Annotated in this window: 21 protein-coding genes; 13 read left to right on the top strand and 8 right to left on the bottom strand. The window is 47.9% G+C overall.

Going from position 1 to position 19,861, the window contains the following annotated elements:
• Positions 1–12: 12 nt before the first annotated feature.
• The 3 genes from IPJ67_03010 to IPJ67_03000 form a co-directional block, all read right to left on the bottom strand.
• Entirely contained in the window at positions 13–399 is a 387-nt protein-coding gene (locus IPJ67_03010) for a hypothetical protein (protein QQR77102.1), read from the bottom strand.
• Between the two features lie 15 nt (positions 400–414).
• Positions 415–780 carry a hypothetical protein gene (locus tag IPJ67_03005; protein QQR77101.1) on the bottom strand — a complete coding sequence of 122 codons (366 nt, stop codon included), beginning with the start codon at positions 778–780 and terminating at the stop codon, positions 415–417.
• Between the two features lie 138 nt (positions 781–918).
• Positions 919–1,827 carry a magnesium transporter CorA family protein gene (locus IPJ67_03000; GenBank protein QQR77100.1) on the bottom strand — a complete coding sequence of 303 codons (909 nt, stop codon included), beginning with the start codon at positions 1,825–1,827 and terminating at the stop codon, positions 919–921.
• Between the two features lie 46 nt (positions 1,828–1,873).
• Between IPJ67_03000 and yidD the strand changes: the two genes are divergently transcribed.
• Complete coding sequence (yidD, locus tag IPJ67_02995) at positions 1,874–2,137, top strand: membrane protein insertion efficiency factor YidD (GenBank protein ID QQR77099.1); 264 nt, start codon at positions 1,874–1,876, stop codon at positions 2,135–2,137.
• A 15-nt stretch (positions 2,138–2,152) separates the two neighbouring features.
• Here the strand turns inward: yidD and IPJ67_02990 are convergent, their stop codons facing one another.
• Together IPJ67_02990 and IPJ67_02985 are read right to left on the bottom strand one after the other, a co-directional pair.
• On the bottom strand, positions 2,153–2,644 hold the full coding sequence (locus IPJ67_02990; GenBank protein QQR77098.1) for a DUF4931 domain-containing protein: 492 nt from the start codon (positions 2,642–2,644) through the stop codon (positions 2,153–2,155).
• A 95-nt stretch (positions 2,645–2,739) separates the two neighbouring features.
• Entirely contained in the window at positions 2,740–3,237 is a 498-nt protein-coding gene (locus tag IPJ67_02985) for an adenylyltransferase/cytidyltransferase family protein (GenBank protein QQR77097.1), read from the bottom strand.
• 223 nt (positions 3,238–3,460) lie between these two features.
• Here IPJ67_02985 and IPJ67_02980 point away from each other — a divergent pair, with 223 nt between their 5' ends.
• The 8 genes from IPJ67_02980 to IPJ67_02945 all read left to right on the top strand — a co-directional run bounded on the left by IPJ67_02980 (position 3,461) and on the right by IPJ67_02945 (position 12,386).
• The gene (locus IPJ67_02980) at positions 3,461–4,207 is read left to right on the top strand and encodes a hypothetical protein (GenBank protein QQR77096.1); all 747 of its coding nucleotides are present in this window, start codon (positions 3,461–3,463) and stop codon (positions 4,205–4,207) included.
• 39 nt (positions 4,208–4,246) lie between these two features.
• Complete coding sequence (gene grpE / locus IPJ67_02975; GenBank protein QQR77095.1) at positions 4,247–5,137, top strand: nucleotide exchange factor GrpE; 891 nt, start codon at positions 4,247–4,249, stop codon at positions 5,135–5,137.
• 69 nt (positions 5,138–5,206) lie between these two features.
• Entirely contained in the window at positions 5,207–5,611 is a 405-nt protein-coding gene (locus IPJ67_02970; GenBank protein QQR77094.1) for an Hsp20/alpha crystallin family protein, read from the top strand.
• A gap of 97 nt (positions 5,612–5,708) precedes the next feature.
• Positions 5,709–7,616, top strand: coding sequence for a molecular chaperone DnaK (dnaK, locus tag IPJ67_02965; GenBank protein ID QQR77093.1), 1,908 nt, complete (start codon positions 5,709–5,711; stop codon positions 7,614–7,616).
• Positions 7,617–7,969: 353 nt separating this feature from the next.
• A complete protein-coding gene (locus IPJ67_02960) occupies positions 7,970–8,917 on the top strand; it encodes a glycosyltransferase family 2 protein (GenBank protein QQR77092.1) in 948 nt (315 codons plus the stop codon).
• Between the two features lie 23 nt (positions 8,918–8,940).
• Positions 8,941–10,251, top strand: a complete 1,311-nt coding sequence (locus IPJ67_02955; protein QQR77091.1) for a UDP-glucose/GDP-mannose dehydrogenase family protein — start codon at positions 8,941–8,943, stop codon at positions 10,249–10,251.
• Between the two features lie 9 nt (positions 10,252–10,260).
• The gene (locus tag IPJ67_02950; protein QQR77090.1) at positions 10,261–11,436 is read left to right on the top strand and encodes a glycosyltransferase family 4 protein; all 1,176 of its coding nucleotides are present in this window, start codon (positions 10,261–10,263) and stop codon (positions 11,434–11,436) included.
• Positions 11,433–12,386 (top strand): flippase-like domain-containing protein, encoded by a 954-nt coding sequence (locus tag IPJ67_02945; GenBank protein QQR77089.1) that lies wholly within the window; start codon positions 11,433–11,435, stop codon positions 12,384–12,386. Before IPJ67_02950 ends, IPJ67_02945 begins: the two co-directional genes overlap by 4 nt.
• Before the next feature lie 4 nt (positions 12,387–12,390).
• On the opposite strand, the gene IPJ67_02940 is transcribed toward IPJ67_02945, so the two are convergent.
• Entirely contained in the window at positions 12,391–13,119 is a 729-nt protein-coding gene (locus IPJ67_02940) for a hypothetical protein (GenBank protein QQR77088.1), read from the bottom strand.
• 192 nt (positions 13,120–13,311) lie between these two features.
• Here IPJ67_02940 and IPJ67_02935 point away from each other — a divergent pair, with 192 nt between their 5' ends.
• Positions 13,312–13,734 carry a hypothetical protein gene (locus IPJ67_02935; GenBank protein QQR77087.1) on the top strand — a complete coding sequence of 141 codons (423 nt, stop codon included), beginning with the start codon at positions 13,312–13,314 and terminating at the stop codon, positions 13,732–13,734.
• A 31-nt stretch (positions 13,735–13,765) separates the two neighbouring features.
• Here the strand turns inward: IPJ67_02935 and IPJ67_02930 are convergent, their stop codons facing one another.
• Positions 13,766–14,539: a ComF family protein gene (locus tag IPJ67_02930; GenBank protein QQR77086.1), complete on the bottom strand. Its 774-nt coding sequence runs from the start codon at positions 14,537–14,539 to the stop codon at positions 13,766–13,768.
• Complete coding sequence (locus IPJ67_02925; GenBank protein QQR77085.1) at positions 14,536–17,040, bottom strand: ATP-dependent Clp protease ATP-binding subunit; 2,505 nt, start codon at positions 17,038–17,040, stop codon at positions 14,536–14,538. Before IPJ67_02925 ends, IPJ67_02930 begins: the two co-directional genes overlap by 4 nt.
• Positions 17,041–17,229: 189 nt before the next feature.
• On the opposite strand from IPJ67_02925, the gene pilM reads away from it, so the two are divergent.
• From pilM to IPJ67_02910, 3 genes are all read left to right on the top strand, one after another.
• Positions 17,230–18,297: a type IV pilus assembly protein PilM gene (pilM, locus tag IPJ67_02920; protein ID QQR77084.1), complete on the top strand. Its 1,068-nt coding sequence runs from the start codon at positions 17,230–17,232 to the stop codon at positions 18,295–18,297.
• A gap of 83 nt (positions 18,298–18,380) precedes the next feature.
• Entirely contained in the window at positions 18,381–18,908 is a 528-nt protein-coding gene (locus IPJ67_02915) for a hypothetical protein (protein QQR77083.1), read from the top strand.
• An 81-nt stretch (positions 18,909–18,989) separates the two neighbouring features.
• Entirely contained in the window at positions 18,990–19,823 is an 834-nt protein-coding gene (locus IPJ67_02910) for a hypothetical protein (GenBank protein QQR77082.1), read from the top strand.
• Positions 19,824–19,861 lie beyond the last annotated feature (38 nt).

Below are 19,861 nucleotides of genomic sequence, written 5' to 3'. Positions count from 1 at the left end.
AAAGAGGGTGGTTTATGGGGAAGATTCGAAACGATCTGCGATGCCATTTTTGTTATCATCATGCACGATGTAAATTTCTGGAATATTTGGATGAGGATCTTCGTTGTCGTAGAGCCCGTCTCCGTCACTGTCCGTGAGTACAGTCGTGACTTCTTGCTGCGTGACTGTGGTTACAGGAATCAATGTTGGCTGATTGGTAATGGATGATTGTTTGGTAGGAGATGTATTATCTGTATTCGTTTTCTTTGTTTCATTGCTTTCATGGTCGTCTTCATCATGTTCTTCCTCGTGTTCTTCTTCGTCATCTTCGGCATGGAGGATGTTTTGATAGGTGGTGAGTGCTACCGAACCGAAGACAAGGAATAGAAAGGAAAATATGAAGAAGAGGCGTTTTTTCATAAGGGAGCGTATATTCTAAGATGTTTTCGTTGTTCGGTTTGACTTTTTGGGAGTCGTCGTGGAGCTTGGATTGGTTGATGCTGTCTGCTGAGCAGGGACAAGTGTTGTAGTTGTGACGGGTTTTGTTTCGGTGATGGTTTTCTGTAGGGCGGGGGTGGAGCTTTTGAGTTTTTGTTCCCGGTCTGCTTGTATGTTTCGTTGGATCTCGGAAAGTTTCGGGTCAATCGGTATGGTCTCGATACTGGGCTCGGCATTTTTAGCAAGACGCTCTGCGTCGGCGACACGGAGAGAGAGCGTTATTGCCACGATAACCATCACGCCAAGAAGAAATGTGAGCGATGTGACGGCGGGGTTTTTGATGGGGGATTGGTAGAAAGGCATAGGTTTGAATCTTGCTGATGAAATATTCTGTATCTTTCTGTGTCTGTTGTGTAGATTTCATTTATTGAAAAATGCATTGTTCGGGTATGTTCTGTGTCAGAATCTCTCGAGAGATCTCTCTTCCTTTTGGTATGCGCTCTAAAACCACTTTTTGGCACGGAAGACGATAATAGTGGCGAATGAGATGCAGAACATGATGCCGACATGGATCCAGAAGGCATAAGGGCTATTGGCAAAAGGAATGCTTGCGCTCATGGCGAGCACATTCGAATAGACAGTCATTGGGAGCATGATGGCAGAGAAGATAGTGAGCACCTTCATGGTGAGGTCGAGCTTGTTTGAGAGAAGAGAGTTGTTGGTTGCCTCGAGTGATTCGATAATCTCCTTGTTGTTTTCAAGGATATTCCAGAGGCGAATATTTGTACCGATGAGATCTTGGAAATACATAGTGAGACTGCTTGGAATAAACGGGCTTTGTTTCTGGGATATGGATTCAATGATGGATCGTTGCGGTTTGAGTGTCCGGCGGAAATTGAGAATGTCCCGTTTCACGACGGAAATTTCAAATACCATTTCTTTCTCCTTACCGTTGAAAACGTTGTCTTCGATGGCGTCGAGATTTCGTGCGATGTGATCGAGACGCGGAAAGCAGGAATTCATGAGCAAATCGAGGATATGGTACATGAGATGCGCAGGCGTTTTGTCCATGTGCAAGCGGCGCTTGCCTTCGTTTTTCTCGAGTGCTTCGAAGAATTCCGTCACCTGAAACATGTCGTCGTGATGTCCAGTGATGAGGTGTGTATCGGTCAATATAATGTCTATTTCTCCTGGGTAGGTGGTGCGATTTTTGGCGTCGAAGAGGGGAATATGAACGGAAAGAAAGAGACAATTGTCGAAGTTTATCGCTTTGGGCTGATAGGTTGGTGTGGAGAATTCTTCGATGGCTATCGGATGGATATTGAAATCCTCCTGGAGATGGAGTATATCTTCTGGACCAGGATTCGACATATCGACCCAGGAAATAGCACCGAAGGAGACAGTTTTCATAGCTTTTTGTTTGAAAATGAAGCCTCTTCATTATACCATAGAGACTATGAAAAAAGCGCTTCTTCTATTGATTACTTTCTATCAAAAAACCCTTTCCCTCGATCATGGGTTGTTGGGAAAAATTATGCCACTGCGTTTTTGCCGTTTTTATCCGTCATGCTCGGAATATGCGCGGCAATCAGTCGAGCGCTTCGGGGTTTTCCGAGGCGGGTACTTTGCTCTCCGACGGCTTTTGCACTGTCATCCGTGGCACTCCGGCGGGTACGACCCTGTCCCTTCGGGAAAAGAGAGAATGTCTCTCAGTGAGTAACTTTTCTATTTCTCTTTATGATTTCTTGGAAACACCTTCTTGTGCAATTGTATCCTCTATTCGTTTTCTTGTTTCCTCTGGGGGTATAGAGACAATGTGGAGGTCTGCCAATGTATTCATGACAGTGATATTTTTGAATGTTCTTGGAATGATTTGCCAGTGAATGTGGGCTATTGATGCTCCAGATTCCGGACCAAGGTTCATGCCAATATTGAAGGATTCTGTCTTGAAAACTTTCTCGAGTGTTCTTTTTGTCTTTAAGAGAAGCTGGCTGAAGTGTCTCCATTCTGTGGCGGTTATTTCTTCGAGTGTTTCGATATGTCGATTTGGAATGAGCATGACGTTTCCATCCATGTAGGGGAATCGGTTTGCTATGATTCGCCAGTACTTATTTTTTAACGAATGAATTTCAAGGGTTTCGTTTTCTTTGCAGAAGACGCACACGCCCCTATTTTTATCTCTGAACGACTGTGTGTACTGTGCTCTATTTGGATCGAGTATTCTCATAGAAAGATGGAGAAAGTAGGGTTAAGGGACGAGTAGTATAAGCGAAAGAAATCGACTGCCCTTCGAACGAGAGGGGCAGTCGAGAGTTATGCAGTCTAAGCGAAAGCACTTTGCGCTCGCGCAATGATATTCGTAGTTGACTCTTCTTTGTGAGCCGTTAACTCAATGATGGCTGTGCCCATATTCTGCAATGTTTGGAGTCGGTAGGTGTCATCCCAGATGCGAATGTGAGATGTATTAGATGCCACGTATATATCTGGTTGCACTGTTCGTATGAGCTCTACGTCGTCATTGAATATAACTGCAAGCTCAACTGGTTCGAATCCTGCAATCGTAAACAATCGATCTTCCTGTCCTCGCAGCGGTCTTGATGATCCTTTGAGTCGTCTGACGAAAGCATCGCTATTTACGCCAACAATGAGGAAGCCATATTTATTGGCATCGCAAAGATATTCGAGGTGTCCGCCGTGTAGGATGTCGAAACATCCGCTTGTAAGGACAATCTTTTCCTCATTATTATTGCGCACGATCGCCTGTCGTTTCTTGGCAAGGTCATTGAGTGAATGTGCTATCTTATCTTGAAAGTATTGCATCTTGTATTCTCCGAGGAAGGTTGTTGTGGAAGGTACTTCTGTTAGTATATCCAGGTTAGGTATTTCGTCAAAGTGCTTCATGCTGCATTCCTCTTGGGAATTTGAGCAGCTTCCTCCCTGATTATTTAGGTAAGAACGTCATCTTAAGCTGTCCCTGAGCCAAAAAATTGGAATTAGCACTCATACTTGACGAGTGCTAATTGATGAATTATACTTGAGATATATGAATGAAAGGCAGCAAACCATTCTTTCGGCGGTGGTGGAGCTCTACACAAAGAGTGCGCTCCCGGTTGGGTCGGAGGCGCTTCTCTCGCGGGTTCATCTGCCAGTGTCGTCTGCGACAGTGCGGAGTGATATGGCGACGCTGGAAGCGGAAGGCTATCTCTATCAGCCACACGTTTCGTCTGGGCGCATCCCGACTGATCAGGGCTATCGATTTTATATCGAGCATGGGATGAAGGAGGAATTGCTTTCGAAAGAGGAAGAGGCTCAATTAAAGAAAGAACTCCTGGTGCTTGAGGCGCGGAATGTGCGCCTCTCGCGCACGACAGCCAAACTTCTCTCGGCATTTTCGGGGAGTCTTGCGGTGTCGGGTGTCGTGAGTCGCGATGAGTTCTATGACTTTGGGATGAAGGAGCTGATGGGAGAGCCGGAGTTTCAGGAGCTTGACGAAGTGTGTCGATTGGTAGAAGCGCTCGATTCGATTGATGAGAATATTGATACGTTGCTTGCGAAGATGAAAGACGGCGAGGTGAAAATATTTATCGGTTCGGAGAATCCTATCAAAGAGATTTCCAATTGTTCCATGATGGTTTCTCCGTATCAAAATGCCGATGGTGATCGAGGAGTCCTCGCTATTATCGGTCCAAAGCGTATGAAGTATGCCAAGAATAAGTCGCTTCTCGAATATATGAAACGAATGCTTGGCGGGTCGATGAGCGTCGTCGCGATGTTTATCATTGTGCAGTAGACTGAAGGAGTTTTGAGATTTTCTTTTGAAATTATTCGTATGGAAACAAAAACTGTTGACGGAAAATTCATAGCGGATGCAAAGGGACATGAGCTCTTTCAGATATCGCAAAAACTTGTTGTGTATGATCCAGAGAAACAGACTTTCTTGATGTTGAAGATTGCTGATACGGAGAGTTTCTTTGTGGAAAAATATGGATTGTGGGATTTCCCTGGTGGACGAGTGGACGTTGCGGAGAGTCTTGAAGATTCTTTGTCTCGAGAACTTGGCGAAGAAATTGGTTTTGATGATGTTGATACTGTGAAGCAGACTGGCGTCTTTCTTGCTGAATATCGCAAGAAGCGGGTGCTGACTATTGGATACGTTGCTTTCATCTCTTCTTCACGTGTTATTGAATTGAGTTCAGAACACAGTGAATATCGATGGGTGACAGCAGAAGAAGTTTCGAGTGGTGACGAATTTGGTCACATGGCAAAATATTTTGTAGCAGCTACTACAGAGCGACTCAAAGAACAAGAGTACTTGAATGATGTGAAGCGGATTTCGGCGGACTTTGAAAATTACAGACGACGGCAGGAGGAAAGAATGAAGGAATTGTCGGCGATGAGCGCGGAGCGGGTTGCGATGGATATTATTCCGGTTATCGACAACTTTCGCGCGGCGGCGCTTCATGTGCCAGAAGAAGAAAAGTCAAATGCATGGATGACCGGCATTACCTATATCGGGAAGCAGCTTGACGAAGCGCTCGCAACAAATGGCATCTCGTCATTTGAGGCGAAAGAAGGCGAAACATTTGATCCACATTTGCATGAGGCAGTGAGTCGGGAAGAGGGTGAATCGACAGAAGAGGGCACGGTCGTCAAGATGCTCCAGCGAGGATACAAGAGTGGCACGAGAGTAATTCGCCCAGCGAAAGTAGTGGTAGGGTAAAGAGTAAGAAACTATCCTGTCATTCCCATGGAGGCGGGGATGACGAAATAAGAAAGGAGGTGAGTACTTATGACACGAAGCATTATTCATTGGGCACCGATGCGCGATCTTGATCGTTTCTTTGATGAGGATGTATGGGCACATGGTTTTGCGCCAGCGGTGGATATCCGCCAGGACAGTGATCATGTGATTGTGGACTTTCAGATTCCTGATATCGATCCGGCAAAGGTCAGCATCACCATCGAGAACGACGTGCTCACGGTTTCCGGTATGAGCGAGGAGAAGCATGAGGTGAAGCGCGAGGATTATTATCGCAAAGAAATCAGTCGCGGCGAATTCTCTCGCTCGATTATTCTTCCGATGAAGGTGGAAGGCGACAAAGCGGAGGCGTCGTATGAGAAGGGTCTTCTCACAATCACCGTTCCCAAAGCGGAAGAAGTGAAGCCGAAGAAAATCGCCGTGAAGGTGAAGTAGAGTCTGTTGGTTCCGACACTCCTTGAGCATTAAGCTTGAGGAGTGGAAGGAGCAGGCAGAAAGAAGAAGTGTTGCATAAAATTTTAAGTACAACATTATGGCAAAGATACTGGGTATAGATCTCGGGACGACGAACTCGGCGATGGCATTTGTGGAAGGTGGGGCACCAACGATTATCGAAAACAAGGAAGGGAATCGCACAACACCGTCAATGGTCGCCGTATCGAAGACGGGTGAACGGCTTGTGGGACTCTTGGCAAAGCGACAGGGCGTGACGAATCCGGAGAATACGCTGTTTTCGATTAAGCGACTTATCGGGCGACGATTTGACGATGAGGAAGTGACGCGCGATCAGAAGACGCTTCCCTACAAAATCGTGAAGGCTGGCGAAGGTGTGAAAGTCGTGATGGGTGGTAAGGAATATTCGCCGCAGGAAGTATCGGCGATGATCTTGCAAAAGTTGAAGACCGATGCTGAAGATCGATTGGGAGAAAAAATAACCGAAGCGGTTATAACGGTACCCGCATATTTCGATGATTCACAGCGCAAAGCAACGAAAGAAGCGGGCGAAATCGCAGGGCTCAACGTGCGTCGCATTATCAATGAACCGACGGCAGCGGCACTTGCCTATGGATTCAACAAAAAGCAAGATGAGAAGATTGCAGTGTATGACTTGGGAGGTGGTACATTTGACATCTCTATACTTGAAGTTGCGGCGGACACGGTTGAGGTGCGATCCACCAATGGCGACACGCACTTGGGCGGTGATGACTTTGATCAGAAGGTGATTCACTGGATACTTGACGAATTTAAGAAGCAAGAAGGTATCGATCTCTCCAAAGATCCGCTCGCGCTCCAGCGTATCAAGGAGTCGGCAGAGAAGGCAAAGATTGAACTTTCGACCGCGCAGGACACGGAAATCAATCAGCCCTTTATTACCAGTGATACTTCTGGTCCGAAGCACTTGGTCATGAAATTGACACGAGCAAAGCTGGAAGAACTGGTGCATGATCTTGTCGTTGCAACACTTGCCCCGGTGAAGCAGGCGCTCAAAGATGCCGACATGACGGCGAAGGATATCAATGAAGTTGTGATGGTGGGAGGTATGACGCGTATGCCGCTCGTCATCAAGACGGTTGAAGAATTTTTCGGCAAGAAGCCGGATATTTCTGTGAACCCGGATGAGGTAGTGGCAATCGGTGCAGCGATCCAAGGGGGTGTGCTCGAAGGATCAGTGAAAGATGTGCTCCTCCTCGATGTGACGCCTCTCACGCTTGGTATCGAAACCTTGGGCGGGATGCGAACCCCGATTATCGACGCCAATTCGACCGTGCCTATTTCGCAGTCCAAGACGTTCTCGACGGCAGCTGATAGTCAGCCATCGGTTGAGATACATGTGCTCCAGGGCGAGCGCGAGACTGCGGCGGACAACAAGTCGCTTGGGCGGTTCATTTTGGACGGTATTCCACCGGCGCCTCGCGGCGTGCCGCAGATCGAAGTTGCCTTTGACATCGATGCTAATGGTATTCTCTCGGTGACCGCAAAGGATAAGGCGACCAATAAGACGCAGTCTATCCGTATCGAATCTTCAACCGGACTCTCAAAAGAAGAAATTGAGCGTATGAAGAAAGATGCGGAGCTTCATGCTGAGGAAGACAAACACAAGAAGGAATTGGTCGAGGCGCGCAATATGGCGGATAGCCTTGTTTATACGACCGAGAAGGCGATACGCGATGCAGGAGACAAAGTGACAGCAGAGGAAAAGAAACCTGTCGAAGAGGCAATCGAAGAGCTCAACAAGGTGAAAAACGGTGATGATCTCGAAGTGATCAAGAAAGCCTCGCAGACACTTTCCGAAGCCGCGCAGAAAATCGGCGAGAAACTCTACAAGGCTTCGCAGGAATCGGAAACGCCTCCCACATCAGAGTCGGGAGAGGCACCGAAAGCCGAAGGCACTCCCGAATCTCCGAAGGACGCCGAGGTAGAAGATGGAAAGAAGGAATAGGAGCTAGCTGATAAGATGGGGGCGAGGCGAAAGCCTCGCCCTGTTTCTTAAAGTATAATGTGTTTCATATTCAGGACAGAATGAATAAAGATTTTCTTTCCTGTCATCCCAATCGGAGCGATTCCGCTTTAGAGGGAAGAGTGAAATGGAGGGATCTGAGCTTTGTATTTGGTGAGCGCTTTTGTAAAGAGGAAATTCCTCGGCTTCGATTGGAATGACAGAAAATGAAGGGCGTTTCTTTATTGTGAGACAATGGGAAGATATTCGGAACTTCTTGGGGAATGATGCTTTCCTTGCCTCTGGGTGGGGTTTTGGTACAATGGGGGAAGTAGGGGACTTTGTTTTTTCTTTCTATGGAAACAGATTCGCGGGTGCGGTATTCTGTCGTGGTGCCGATATATAACGAGGAGGGGAATGTTGAGGAGCTTCACCGGCGCATCAAGGCGTCGCTTGAGAAGCTTGGCGGTTCGTACGAAATTATCTTTGTCGATGATGGGTCGAAGGACGCGACACTCGAGAAGTGCCACTCTCTTTCGCCGCTTACGCTTGTCGTTTTTCGCAAGAATTTCGGACAGAGCGCGGCATTTGATGCGGGGTTCAAGAGGGCAACGGGCGATATTGTCATCACGATGGATGGTGACTTGCAAAACGATCCGGCGGATATCCCGCTTCTTTTGGCAAAGCTCGATGAAGGATATGATGTGGTGTCCGGGTGGCGGGTGAAGCGGCAAGATTCTCTCAGTAAGAAAGTTTTTTCGCGGGGCGCGAATATTCTTCGGAAGGTTCTCATCCACGATGAGATTCACGATTCGGGATGTAGCCTCAAAGCGTTTCGGAAGGAATGCTTTGAGGATTTCGACCTTTTTGGCGAGATGCACCGATTTATTCCGGCGCTTCTCGAGATCAAGGGCTTCCGTGTTGCGGAGGTGCCTGTCTCACACCATCCGAGAGTTCACGGTGTTACCAAATACAACTGGAAGCGAAGCGTAAAAGGATTTGTCGATATGCTCGCGGTGTGGTTTTGGCGGAAGTATTCGCATCGTCCGGTACATCTCTTTGGCGGCGGCGGATTCTTGCTTTCGGTATTAGGGTCGGGGATTTTGCTTTGGATGTTTGTCGACAAAGTGTTTTTTGGGGCGTCACTTTCGGAGCGTATTTGGCCGATGATTGGCATCTTTTTGCTTCTTGCGGGTATTCAGTTGTTCATCTTTGGGCTCATGACGGATATGATGGTTCGCGCGTATTATCGAAGTCACAATGCGATGAATTATGCAATTAAGACAGTCATTGAGAGACAATAAATAATCGGTTAATCAGAAATGGTATGAAACTCACGTTTGTCGGAGCGGGATATGTTGGACTGGTGTCGGGAGCCTGTATGGCAGAGATCGGGCATACGGTTGTGTGCGCGGATGTGGATGCGAAGAAGATTGCAAAGTTGAAACGCGGTGGGATTCCTATTTATGAATTTGGGCTTGAAGAATTGGTGAAAGAGAATGTTCGACAGGGGCGACTTTCTTTTACGACCGATATCGGGAAAGCGATTCGTGAATCGGATGCGGTTTTTAGTGGAGTGGGGACGCCACCGGATCCTAAGACGGGAGAAGCAGACCTTCAGTATGTGTTCGCGGTAGCGGAAACATTTGGCAAGAACTTGAACGGCTACAAGGTGCTCGTGAATAAGTCGACGGTGCCGGTTGGGACAGCGGATCGTGTGCGCGAGATTGTGGCGCAGTCGAGTGATGGAACGCAGGAATTTGACGTGGTGTCGAATCCGGAATTTTTGCGCGAGGGAACAGCGGTCAAGGACTTCTTGAATCCCGATCGCGTTATTGTCGGGACGGAATCGGAGCGTGCTTGGGCTATCATGGAGCGAATCTATCGTCCTGTCGCGCGTGCAGGGCGCCCTATCATTCAGACGGATGTGAAGAGTGCGGAGATTATCAAATACGCCTCCAATTCGTTCCTGGCGACGAAGATTTCCTTCATGAATGAAATCGCGAATTTCTGCGCGATTGTGGGTGGCAATGCCAAGGAAGTGGCACGCGGTATGGGATTTGATACGCGAATCGGTTCGCGGTTTCTTTCGGCGGGTATTGGCTATGGTGGATCGTGCTTCCCTAAGGATGTGAAGGCGCTTCTTCATACTGGTCATGAGCATGGCTATGATTTTACAATTCTCGAAGCAGTTCGCGCGGCAAATGAGAAACAAAAACTTCTGCCAATCGGGTTTCTGAAAAAGTCACTCAAAACATTGAAAGGAAAAAGAATCGCGATTTGGGGTTTGTCCTTCAAACCGCGTACTGACGATGTGCGCGAGGCGCCAGCACTCCTCATCATCGAGACATTGCTCAAGAGCGGCGCCTCTGTAACGGTCTTTGACCCGGTTGCGACTGAGAATGCAAAGACAGTGCTCAAAAGCAATGCTCGGCTCAAATTTGCCAAAGATCAATATGCAGCAACAGATGGCGCGGATGCGCTCGTCATCGCGACGGAGTGGGACGAATTTCGCACGGCGGACTTTGCCGATCTCCAGAAACGCATGCGGGGTACGGTCATTGTCGATGGTCGCAACATCTTCCGACGAACCGAAGCTGAGGCAGCCGGATTTACGTATTATGGGGTAGGAGTGTAATATTCCTCGATGAAAATTCTCATTCACAATTATGAATACCCGCCGCTCGGCGGGGGAGCGGGGAATGCGACGGAATATATGCTCCGAGAATTTTCGGCGTTTCCGGATATGGAAATCGTGCTTGTGACATCGTCGGTCGATGATGTGCATCGGACGGAATATCCAGCGCCAAATGTTCGCATAGAGCGACTTCCGGTTGGGAAGAAGGATGGTGCGCGCGATTTGCACTTTCAGTCGAAAGCAAATCTTCTCGAGTATTCGTGGAAGTCGTGGATATTTTCTCGGAAACTTTTGAAACGGGAGACATTTGACTGTATGCATGCGTTCTTTTCGGTGCCATCGGGATTTGTTATGCGACTGCTCTCGATGGAATTTCATATCCCTTATATTGTCTCGTTGCGTGGGTCTGATGTGCCGGGGTATAGCGAGCGGTTCAAGAATTTGTATCTCTTTCTTCGTCCGGTTACGCGTTTTATTTGGAGAAATGCGGCGCAGGTCATAGCAAACAGTGAAGGTCTTCGGACACTTGCGCTCCTTACGGAGTCATCTCGAGATATTCTCGTTGTCAGAAATGGCGTTGATATCAAAGAGTTCTTTTCGGTTCCACGGAACTATTCAAGTGATATCTCTGAGCCATTTCAGGTACTCGCCATTGCTCGTCTCACGCCTCGGAAGGGTCTTCGGTCATTGCTCGAGGCAATGCGTATGCTGAAGACTTCAGAAGAGCGGAAATTTCTTCTCGACATTGCCGGAGACGGGCATGAGCGTGAGTCGCTCGAAGCATTTGTTGTGGAACACAATCTCTCCGATCGGGTGCGATTTGTCGGGCGGGTGCCGCACAGCGAGATTGTACCGCTCTATCATCGCGCGCATGTTTATGTGTTGCCGTCGCTCAATGAGGGTATGAGTAACAATGTGCTTGAGGCGCTCGCTTGCGGGCTCCCGATTATTACAACCGATACCGGCGGAACACGCGAGTTGGTCGAAGACGGTGTAAACGGGTGTATTATTCGTATGCGTGATTCGCAGCATATTGCCGAGAAGATTGCATTTCTTGCGTCGCATCCGGAAGAGGCAAAGCGCTATGGTGAGGAGAGTCGACGTCGTGCAGAGAGTCTTGGATGGAGTGAAGTGGCGAAGTCATACCGGAGGGCATATGAAGACGCGATAACTTCGAAATCATGAGTACCAATATCCGAAAGCGACTTTCGTTTTTCCTGAAGCTTTTGGTATCGGGAGGATTCGTCTTGTGGCTTGTATGGCGAATCAATTGGGGAGAAGTATTTCGGAGAATCTCAGAGGTAGATCTTCCGTTCCTCGCTCTTTATATCGGTATTCTTCTTTCGGGTATTGCGATATCGTCGAAAAAGTGGCAAACGATTGCTTGTGCCAAGGGATTCAATCGACCGTACCGCGATTTTTTTCGCGCGTATCTTACGGGTACATTTATCAATAACTTTTTGCCTTCGACGATTGGCGGTGACACTTATCGGACACTGTGGCTTGGGAAGCAAGAAGGAAGGCTTTCACCAGCGCTCTCGACAGCCCTCTTTGATCGGTTTACGGGTATTTGGGCAGCGATGGTATTTGCGATTCTCTTTTCTCTCTTTCACCTGAAGTTGGTGTTTGCAAATCCATTTTGGCTTTTTTTGGATGTTGCGATTCTCTGTTCACTGTCTTTTGATTTTGCATTGCCGGTATTGCGGAAATTTCGTATGCTCCGTGTCCTCCTTGGGAAATTGCCAGAACGGATGCAACGTCTGGTGCGAGAAGTGATGAGCTATCCGTTTCGCAGGACGACTGTTCCTGTGCTTGGGTGGTCGCTTCTCTTCAATCTCGTTGGGGTGGGACTGGCGAATCTGGTTTTGTTTCGAGCGCTAGGGGGTGAAGTGCATACTATTGAGTACCTCGGCGTGATTTTCTTAGTGACAATTGTTTCGAATATCCCCATTAGTATCAATAATATCGGCGTTAAGGAGTGGGCGTATGCCACGTTCTTTGGATACCTTGGTACCTCGGTTGAAGCAGCTGTCGCTGTCGCTGTGACGAGTCGATTTATACAAATGATAGTAAGTTTCTCTGCAATTCCGTTCTACCTTCGCTCCCGAGATATTTTGGGGCGGGATGCGGAGTGAGTTTTTATTTGGAAGATAGTGTGTCGCTCTGGTTTTTCTCGAGCTCTTCTTGGATACGTGCTTCGAGTCCTCTCGGCGCGTTGCGGAAATGGTCTTCGATGATGGTAGCGCCATGATGCGCTTCCGGGTATTTTTTCCCCATGCCCATGAGGAATCGCTCATGAAGTTCGTGGAGAAGGATGAAATGGCGTTCCTTTTCAGGGAGTGCTTCTTCAATCCATATCTCCTGGTTGGGAATCCATGGGTAGACGCGATCGTGACCGCCGGCGTCGTAGTTGAGGAAGAGGATATCTCGGACAAGCTTGCCATCGACAATCCAAATGGCGAGTTGATCGGAACTATATGGTGCAAAATGCTTCCGATGAATCTTTTCGATAAGCGCCTTCCTGGTACTCTTGAGTCTCAAGATCTCGCGAGAAAGTGATTCTTCTCGTTCGTGTTGTTCGAGCGTGGCGCCAATTTCCTCGGCTTTCTTGAGCCTCGTTCCATTTCTGATGAGTGTTTGTACAGCAAAGAATCTATCCATGAAGAATTGGTGTTCGCGAAAATCCGTATCCGCATCGATCCAAAATTCATCTGTTGGGATAAAAGAGAAATGTGCGTGATGATCACTTTGTACAAAATTTTCATTCAGGTCTTTCCGAACCTTTCCGCCATCAACGAGCCAGACGGATACATTGTCTATTACCCCTATCTTTTTGATATGGTAAGGGTTTGAGAGTTTTGTTTCCATAAAATGAGGTGGTATTGATTTGAATGCGTGACTCTCCATACGAGAGAGTATACTGGCAGTATACGATATTTCCCCTTTTGTCTCTACAAGTCTTCTTTTGCTGGCTGTTGACAAGATGAGCCTTATTGTCCTACGATTTCAAATCGTTCTTTGTTTATAGGATATGGAAACAATGGTGTAGGAGGTGCTTTTGTGAAAAGGAAAAAACTGCGAGTGTTCTTTACTCGAGGTATGACGGTGGCGTCTCTGCCGGTTTTGTTTGGCGGTATCTTAAGGGGAGATCAATGCGTTCAGTTGCGCTACTTTCTTGTCACTGCTGGTCGAATTCCGAATATATCGGGGTGGCCAATTCGTGAAGTGCACGTTTCTCATTCGGTATACGGTCTTCTTTTGGAGACGATGAAATCGTCGAATCTCTCGATTGAACACTCAGAGATGGCTATAGATTCATCGGAAGAAGGGAATGAGATTATCTTCCATGTTCGTTTTTGTCACCCATCTTTGCTGCGGGGAGTTAATCGGAGATTTGGTGTCTTTGATACACAGCAAGGTTTGTTCTTCCCATTTAGTAAGAGGCAAGAAGCAGTAGATATTTCTTCTGTATGTGAAGAATGAAACCGGCGAATATTTTGTTCGTCGGTTTTCTTTATCTCGCGACAACGATGCCGAAGACGTGTCGCGCACCGTGCTCTTTGAGTGTTTGTGCGCAGGTAGCGATAGTTGAACCGGATGCAGCGACATCGTCGATAACCCAAAAGTTTTTTCCGACTATCTGCAGTTGATGTTGTTGATGTTTCAAAATTTGTCTCTGATTGCCTGTACTTATTTGGAATGCTCCTTCGATGTTTTCTTTTCGGAGACTCTTGTCTTGCAGCGACATCTGCGGTGCTGTAAAGCGAGTTCGGATGAGTGTGTCATTGAGGATTGGTGGAGTGATTTCTTGCGGGAAATTTTGTACAAGCGACTTGGCGAGGATATCTGCCTGATTCCATCCGCGCCAGCGTTCACGCCGAGGGTGGAGTGGGACAGGGAGTATAGCGTCCGGAAGTGGGAGTTCTGATTGAAGAAGGGCGGTGGCGAGGAGTGCGCCAAGAGGCGTCCCGAGGTCGCGGACAAATCGGTATTTGAAGAGATGGATGATGTGTGCGATGCATGGGTTGTTGTAGTGAAGCGCGGCAAATATGCCGTCATGAGGAGCGGCTCCCGCACAAGCAAAGCAAATTTGTCCTTCGGGTGTTTCGCGTGCACCACAGTGCCCGCATACCTGAGACTGCCGGCGTCCCTGTGAGAGTATGGAAAAACATGGTTCGCAAAGAAAGGAGCCTTCTTTGTGGCAGATACTGCAAAATTGTGGAAAGAAAGTCTCTTTCCCGAGAGAAAAAAATCGCTCGAGGAAACGCCGATATGCGATCCAACTCATGACGTTACTTTCATCGTTATGCGGTCTCTGGACGCAGGGAGAGAGAGGGAGATTCCTTTTGGGGTGCGCTTTGCGGTAATAAGCAGGTCGGCGATTGGATCTTCGATAAGGGTGCCAATGACCTTCCGAACGGCTCGTGCGCCACCGGATTCCTCGGAGCTTTTTGCGCCAATAAACTCGGCGAGTCCGAGTGCTTTTCGGAGTCGGATATTTTGGCGTTTCATGTTTTCTGTGAGATGGTCGAGTTCTTGGGTGGCTATTTTTGAGAGCGATGTTTTGTCGAGTGGACGAAAGACGATGGTGTGATCGAGACGAGCGAGGAGCTCCGGGCGAAGTGAATGTTTGAGTTCGCGAAGTGCTTCCTCTTGGAGGGATTCGAATGAAGGAGTTATTTTGTCGCCGAAGCCGAAATGTTTCTCCTTGAGAAATGATTCTGTGCCGATATTCGATGTAAGAATGACGATGCTCTCGCTGAAATGCGCCTGTCGTCCTTCGGCGTCGGTGAGGATGCCTTCTTCGAGAATCTGTAGGAGGAGATTGAGTACATCTGGGTGCGCCTTCTCGACTTCATCAAAGAGGACGATGGATGCTGGATGACGACGCAGATGCTCAGTGAGTTTGCCGCCTTCGCCGAAACCGATGTATCCGGCAGGCGATCCAATCATTTGTGCCATGGTGTGCCGTTCTCGGAATTCACTCATGTCGAAACGAATGAAGGAATGTTTGGTGGCGAAGAGTGTTTCGGCGAGCGTTTTTGCTGTGAGTGTTTTTCCGACGCCGGAGGGTCCGAGGAAAAGAAATGACCCAGAGGGGCGATGCGAGTGGTCTCTCAATCCGAGTCGAGAGCGGATGATACTCCGAGAGAGAGTTGTTAACGCCGCTTCTTGACCGGAAATTTTGTCGGAAAGTTTCGGAAGGAGTGTCGTGAGTGTGTCACTTTTTGTGCCGAGTATTTTTTCGAGTGGCGTTTCTGTCATGAGCGCGACGGTTTCGGCGACGACAGCTTCCGAGAGAGTGACGCTTTGCGTTTTTCCCCGCAGTTCTTCTTCACGAGAAAGTTCTCGAAGTTGGTTTTCGAGAGAAGCTTCTTCGATACGCAAAGTTTTTGCTTCTTCAAAATTGCGATCTTTGATGAGTTGGTTCTTGAATGCTGAGACCTTCTCATGTGCGAGAGAAAGGGTGGCGTATTGTTCGGCGTCGTCGGTGGTGAGTGTGCGGCGGCGAAGGAGTGAAGCGGCTTCGTCGAGGAGGTCGAATGCTTTGTCGGGAAGGAAACGAGCGGGCATGTGACGGATACTGAGTGTGACTGCGGCGCGAAGAGCGTCCTTTCCAATGGCGATATGATGGTGTGTTTCGTAGTCTCGGCGACTTTCTTCGAGCATATCGAGTGTTGCTTTGGCGGATGGCTCGGCAATTCGAATTGGCTGGAATCGTCGTTCGAGTGCGGGATCTTTCTCGATATGACGCTTGTATTCGGCGGAGGTGGTTGCCCCAATACATCGTATGTCGCCACGAGAGAGCGCGGGCTTCAATATATTTGCCGCATCGAGTCCGCCGCTTGCATTGCCGGCTCCGACCAAGGTGTGTATTTCATCGAGGAAGAGAATGATATTGGGATGCTCGCGCGCTTCTCGGACAATTTCTTTGAGTCGTGCTTCGAATTCACCACGGAAGCTCGTTCCAGCGACAAGTGCGGGAAGATCAAGGAGTATCACTTTGGCATCGCGAAATGCTGGACCGGCGAGACCTTTGGTGAGGCGCTCGGCGACTGCTTCCACGATGGTGGTTTTTCCGACTCCGGGATCGCCAATGAGGAGAGGATTGCTCTTGGTCTTCCGTCCGAGGGTGCGGAGTATGCTTTCTATTTCTGTTGCGCGCGTACGGTATGTTCGCTTGGAAGCATTGTCGCCGAGAGGGAACCCGTATTCATTGAGAGAAGGAGTGTCTGATTGGGACGCTGATCGATCTGAAACGAAGCCGATGTCGGGAAGATCCATCATTCGAGAGAATCCGGGGAGCTCTGGAATATCGAGCGGCGTGTCCGACGAGGTCTTTTTTTGTGCCTTTTGATTGGTCGACTCTCGATGGAGAGAGAGAAGCGGCTCAATATCCGGGTCGTGCGATTCGATGAGTGCGTGTACGAAATGCTCACTCCCGACATAGGGGTAGGAAAAGCGATTAGCAAGAAGGAATGCGCTTGCGATGATATCTCGCGTTTTTTTTGAGAGTGAAGGTTCTTCTCGAGTCGGGGATGTCTTTGCGGCAGAGATGCTCCCTGTCTTATCGTGAGTCTCTTCGAGGCGGATGCCGAATTTGTCGAGGAGGGTATTGCCGAGCGAGCCTTTCTCGACGAGGATTGCTGTGAGGAGATGCCGTGGTTCGACTTCTTTGGCGCTGCTTCCGCGAGCAATATCAATCGACGCTCGGAGGATTTTCCGCGCATTGAGACTGAGTTTCTCAAAGAAAATTGGCTCTTCGAAGGTGTTTCTAGGGGTTTTCATAGAGATTTCCGTGTCGCCTTATTGTATTTTTTCTCGAAGCTTCTGTCAATGTTCCTCGTGCGGAAAATTGCGGACAATTGTTGTGGTTCGAAGAGAGGAGGTGTTTTAGTATTTTTTCTTTTGTGTACTTTTTTGTGCTATACTTCTCACTGGTTGTGAATGTTGGCGTAATACAAAAAGACACGCGTCATGTTTGGCATCAATAAACCCTACTTTCTCGGTATCGATTTTGGAACATCGTATATTAAAGCCGTCGAATTGACTCTTCGCAAGGGTTTGCCTGAGCTAGTCAATTACGGCTATATCGAGATGAGTTTTACAGAGGGAAAGAACGCTGCTCTTGCAGCGCAGTCGCCAGAGAAGTCAATTCATGATTATCTCAGAGCGCTTTTGAAGTCGCTTTCGCCAAAAGCAAAGGCAATTAATATGGCGTTGCCTGGGTTTAGCGGACTCATCACACTTATTGAATTGCCAGAAATGGAGGCTAAGGAACTTGATCAGGCGATTCAGTTTGAGGCACACAAATATATTCCGGCACCTCTTGAAGATGTAGCTTTCAGCTGGGAAGTGATTTCGCGGAATGGGAAGAGTGGTGATGTGTCCGAAAAAAAAACCATGGAGGTATTGCTTGTCGCAGCATTGAAAAAGGAAGTATCAAAATTTGAACGATACATTGATGGTATAGGTATGCCTGTGGATCTCTTGGAGTTGGAGATCTTTTCTTTGGCACGAGCAGTCTCTGGTGATAAGGTTGGTTCTTCGCTCATTGTTGATATTGGATCGCGCGCTACAAATCTCGTTCTTGTTCGAGATGGAGATGTTCGATTGAATCGGAGTCTCAATACGGGTGGCAATGAGATTACCTCGACCCTTTCGGAAGGACTGGGTATTTCGTGGGAACGTGCCGAAGAGTTGAAGTGTGGCACAAAAGATTTCTTGACACAACCTGAATCGGCGTTGGTCTTCTCGACACTCGATGTCATTACGAGTGAGGTACGGCGTATCTTTACGATGTATGCGGCAAAGGAGGGTTCGGATGCGCTTCGCGAAATTATTCTCTCGGGAGGAACAGCGAAGATGCAGGGGCTTCCGGCGTACCTCACAAATTTGTTTCATGTGCCCGTATCAATCGCGGATCCATGGCAGGGTATTCAGGTTGCAGATGCGCTTCGTCCAGTGGTTGGGAAATTGGGACCTTCTTTTGCGATTGCTGTTGGACTCGCGCTCGGAGGCGTTGACCGGTACCGAAAAAAATGAAATTTTTGTTTTCGCGTTTTTTTCATGGTATACTCTGAGGAGAAAATACAAACATAAATAATTTATACGAAATTCTCGTACCTATGTCTCAAATTAATCTCATGTCAGGAGGAGAAGAATCGAATCGTCCGGCGAAAAGTTTTTTTGGCGGTTCTTTATTTCTCTCTATCGCTCTGCTTGTTGTCACTTTTGGCGTGTATTTCGGAGTGATGTATTACTCGCAATCCCTCGAGAGAAGTGTCGCCTCTCATGAAGAAGAACTCGTTTCAAAGAAGAATCTTGTTGCTGGAGATAAAGCGAATCGCGTCGCTAATTTCGCTGATCGGCTAAGTGTCATTGACGAAAATCTTAAGAAGACCGCCTCTTTACCTAATGATCCTCTCTCGCGAATAGAACAATCTATCATGCCGGATGTCAATATTTCTTCGTACTCCTATGATGTCGAGACAGGGATGGTAAAAGTATCTCTGATAGCGGATTCCTTTCGGTCGGTTGCTCAGCAAATTGTTGTTTTGAAAAGAGATAATGCCTTTGCTGCGGTTTCTGTTGAAGGGAGTGTAGGGATTAATACAGATGGAAAGATTGGTGCAAATCTCAATCTTTCTTTATAGGCTAAATACCTGTGGAATTTGGGAATATTTTTTCTTACGTGTACGAGATGAGGGTTGTGTTGCTTTTAATATAAAAATGTTATGAAAGTGAAGCTTCTTCTTTTTCCGCTCTCGATTGTGATTGCGCTTGCGGTTGGAGTGTTCTGGATACAGCCGGGAATTTCTTCGGCGCTTATGCTCCGCACGCAAGATAGTCAAGCACAGGCACGGCTCGATCAGATGGATCAGGTGATTGCCAATATTGATACGCTCGATAGTAGTCTCACGAAGAATGACGGGGATCGTCAATTTGTGGAGACGTATCTTCCGAAAATGGGAAGTGATGACGTTATTATAGACGAGGTAAATTTTCTTGCGGGTGAATCGGGGATTCTCCTTGTTTCAACTGATTTGAAATCGGTATCGAGTGATTTGACAAAAGCAGCTGCTCTGCAGGTACAGGCAGAAAGCGACCGGGCGGAGGTTGCCGCGAACTCTCCGGGGAGTCTGTTGAATACGGGGATGCCTTCTGATCAGGAACTCCTCTTCACAAAATCTTCTCCGGACGCTCGTGTTCGGTCGACAGAAGTGTCTGTTTCAGTGCTTGGGAAGTATGACCAGATAAAGGCATTTGTTGACCGAGTGTATCATGCCAATCATTTCCAGGGCTTCGTATCGGTAGATATTGCCGAGAAACCTCAAGGGAAAACGGAAGTTGAATCCGCCGATGTTGCCCCTGATGTATTGAGTGCCGATATGGTGATTCGATTCGGCGTTCTTCCTGAAACGACTCTTTCCTCGGGTGTGCTTCTCGATACCTTTAAGACGTCGGCGTTTGATCTTGCTGTTGTTCAGGATCTCCGCGGACGAGTAACAACTGAATTGCCAATGCTTGATGCAACGCCGTCCGAGCGTCCTAACCCGTTTGTTCGATAGAGGTGAATGATTGTGCGGACTTCAAGAGAGATTTCTTT

The sequence above is a fragment of the Candidatus Moraniibacteriota bacterium genome, from assembly GCA_016699385.1.
Classification (GTDB): domain Bacteria; phylum Patescibacteriota; class Minisyncoccia; order Moranbacterales; family UBA1568.
This window is presented reverse-complemented; position numbering and strand designations above follow the sequence as displayed.